This window comes from Microcystis sp. M53603_WE2 (genome assembly GCF_030065435.1).
In genome coordinates this window covers 1-2,903 of sequence record NZ_JASJFF010001363.1, presented here as the reverse complement: position 1 = coordinate 2,903, position 2,903 = coordinate 1, and the positions used below count along the sequence as shown (strand labels likewise).

At 44.4% G+C, this 2,903-nt stretch carries 3 protein-coding genes and 3 pseudogenes; 5 read left to right on the top strand and 1 reads right to left on the bottom strand.

All coding sequences use genetic code 11. From position 1 onward, the window contains the following. From PX481_RS28650 to grrA, 5 genes and pseudogenes are all read left to right on the top strand, one after another. The coding region (locus PX481_RS28650; RefSeq protein WP_288097340.1) for a zinc ribbon domain-containing protein at positions 1–182 on the top strand (182 nt) is incomplete at its 5' end. An 83-nt stretch (positions 183–265) separates the two neighbouring features. After that, positions 266–469 (top strand): annotated as a pseudogene (locus tag PX481_RS28645) (PQQ-dependent sugar dehydrogenase); the annotation flags it as partial. 191 nt (positions 470–660) lie between these two features. Then, positions 661–1,233 (top strand): annotated as a pseudogene (locus tag PX481_RS28640) (PQQ-dependent sugar dehydrogenase); the annotation flags it as partial. 88 nt (positions 1,234–1,321) lie between these two features. After that, positions 1,322–2,221, top strand: a complete 900-nt coding sequence (gene grrP, locus PX481_RS28635) for an extracellular substrate binding-like orphan protein GrrP (RefSeq protein ID WP_002762433.1) — start codon at positions 1,322–1,324, stop codon at positions 2,219–2,221. A 14-nt stretch (positions 2,222–2,235) separates the two neighbouring features. Further along, positions 2,236–2,610, top strand: coding sequence for a GrrA/OscA1 family cyclophane-containing rSAM-modified RiPP (grrA, locus tag PX481_RS28630; protein WP_002762432.1), 375 nt, complete (start codon positions 2,236–2,238; stop codon positions 2,608–2,610). 58 nt (positions 2,611–2,668) lie between these two features. Here the strand turns inward: grrA and PX481_RS28625 are convergent. Continuing rightward, positions 2,669–2,842, bottom strand: a pseudogene (locus PX481_RS28625) (DUF2887 domain-containing protein); the annotation flags it as partial. Positions 2,843–2,903: the final 61 nt, after the last annotated feature.

The following is a 2,903-nucleotide window of genomic DNA, read 5'->3' as shown; positions in this document are numbered from 1 at the left end:
ATTGTTCTAATTGTGGTCAAAAAGTCCCTAAATCTCTATCTACAAGAACTCATATTTGTCCTCACTGTGGCTATGTAGAAGATAGAGATATTAACGCCGCTATCAACATTCTCAAAAAGGGACTAAGTACCGTGGGACACACGGAAACTAATACGCTTGGGGAGAGATTCCCTCTGGTTTGATTGGATACGTCCTGTCAGATTAAGGAAACTCGATGAACCAAGAATCCCTCGCATGAGCGCGACGGGAGTGTCAAGATGGTGCAAGTTTGCGAGATGTGCGGGTTATTTTTGAAGTTTCCCAGGCAAAAACCGACTCTCAACACTTCGGTTCGCGGTTATTATGGCTACCGGATGGCACTTTATTGGTAGCGATTGGGGACGGGGGTAATCCTCCCCTACAATTAGCGGGAGATTTAATTAGAAAACAGTCCCAAAATCTGCAAAGTCATTTAGGTAGACTTTGCTGAATAAAGCTAAAAACCTTGTTGGGTAAGACTTTTAGACCTTTTGGCAATCAAAAAGTACTGGATATGGGAGTGATCGGGGGGAAATTTAGGCACTTTTTCCCTGAAAATTAGGTAATTGGCCACCTGAAAATGAGTAAAACCCTACACCCTACACCCCACACCCCACACCCTGCCCCCAGGAAAAACTTTTTCAGCAGACCCTAGGTAAAATTATCCGCATCAATGACGATGGTTCTCTACCTAAAGATAATCCTTTTGCGGGTTCTAAAATTTGGAGTTACGGTCATCGGAATATTCAAGGAATCAGCTTTGATCCAATGACTAAAAGAGTCTGGGCAACCGAACACGGAGCAAAAGGAGGGGATGAATTAAATTTAATTGAAAAAGGTAAAAATTATGGTTGGCCAGTGGTTTCTGCTAGTCAAGAGTACGGCACTAATACCCCGGTTTCCCGCGAAAAATCTCGACCCGGTCTGATTGATCCGAAAACAATTTGGACACCTGCGATCGCTCCTTCGGGATTGGTCTTTTATACCGGTAATCGCTTTCCTAATTGGCAGGGAAATTTATTCGCCGGTGGTTTAGTTTCCAGGCATATTCGTCGTCTGGAAGTGGATAAATCGGGTGAAATTATCAATCAAGAAGCGATTCCCATCGGTCAGAGGGTGCGGGATGTGCGTCAAAGTCCCGACGGATTTTTATACCTGCTCACCGATGAAGGTAACGGTCAATTAATTCGCCTTGAACCGCCATCTAATTTGTAAAAGTTCACAGAAATTATTATGGAAACCTTGAAGATTTTTTAGTGAATTCTAGTATAGTTATGTTTGTACGGGAGCAAGCACTCGATTTATGAAGAAAATTTTACAGTTAGTGGGACTAGGTTGCATATTGCCCATGTTCCTCGCAAGTCCGAGTTTAGCGGAAACAGTGGTGGAAAAAGTGGCTCGCACGGGATTTTTGACCGTAGGAACCCGTTTTGATGCGATTCCCTACTCCTACGTCAATGATAAGGGGGAATTAGTCGGCTATTCTATGGATGTGTTGGAACGAATTAGAAAACGATTGGAAACTCGTCTCGGTCGTCCCGTCACCCTGCAAATGATTGAAGCTAACCAACCCGGAGAGAAAATTAATCTCATTCGTAGCGGGGAAATCGATATCGCTTGTAGTACGGCTTTTACTTGGGAAAGGGCGAAAGTTGTCGATTTTTCCATCAGTTACAGCATTTCTGGGATTAGGATTTTAGCTAAAAAAGGTAGCAATCTCTCCACTCCTCAATCCCTAATCGGTAAACGCATCGCCTTGGTTCCCACTTCTGCGGCCGTGGATGTGATTAAATTAGTACAACTGCAAGCGACAATTGTTACTACCTACAGCACCGTAGAAGAAGCCCTCGAAGCTTTAAAAACAGGTAAAATCGACGCAATAGCGGGGGATAGCATCTCTTTAGCGGGAACAATCCTCAGAGATAACCCTAAAATCTACGAAATCGTCCCCGAAGAAGCTCTAGCTAATTTTGGCATCGCTTGCATGGTTCCCGAAAATAACTCTACTTTTTTGGATGATGTCAACTATGCCATTGTTAAAATGATGCAGGATTACATCACCAATGATACGGCCACCGTTAGTCAAATCGATCGCTGGTTCGGTAGTCAAGGCATGGTTCCCATCCCCCCAGAATTATTAAAGGGGTTTTTTGCCTTCAAAGTTATCGAACACGCCCAAATTAATCCCCAAGAAGCCAAATAGGAGCATAAATTCAGGTGAATATCAGCAATAAAACTGGTTTAGTCGGCTTTCTTCTCGCTTTATCTGCCTTCGGTCTGACTAGCACCGCTCAGGCCGCCTCAGACGAGGCTAATCCCATTGAAGCGCGTTTAAGTCGTCTATCTAGCGCTGTACGCGAACGGGTTAACCAACTGCCGTCCGGTACTGCCGATCCTAGTTTACAAGCTTTAGGCTGGGGAGATGGTGGCAATCGCGGTTGGGGGAATAGTCGTGTCGGTGGTTGGGTAGATGGTCGCGGTGGTAGTTTCGTTAATGCGCGGCCCTGGCGTAATGGTTGGTCTGACGGTGGTGGTTTCTTTAATTCCCGACCGCGCTGGGGTAATGGTGGCGGTTTCTTAAATCGTTGGTAAGTAAGGTTGGGTGAGGGGATAACTTTATCCCCGTCCCAACCCCGGTTTTACGATGAAATCTAGGGTGATTATTTTGAGGCAGAAAGACTCCATCAAGACGAAAAGAAAGTTGTTTGACTTCCACTGAGTCAAAGCGGTAGTTATTGGCTTCGCTGATAGGGAGTTGAATTAATTCAAAGAAGATAGAGGGGAAAGATTGAAAGAGTTGATAAAAAATCGTGTCAGTTTTCATGCTTTTATTTTACAAGGCGATCGCATTTTTTTATGTCCCTTTTTGTATAGCTTTAACCTGT

Coding starts and splice junctions, on each gene's coding strand:
- grrP (WP_002762433.1), top strand. CDS start 1,322: ATGAAGAAAATTTTACAGTTAGTGGGACTAGGTTGCATATTGCCCATG.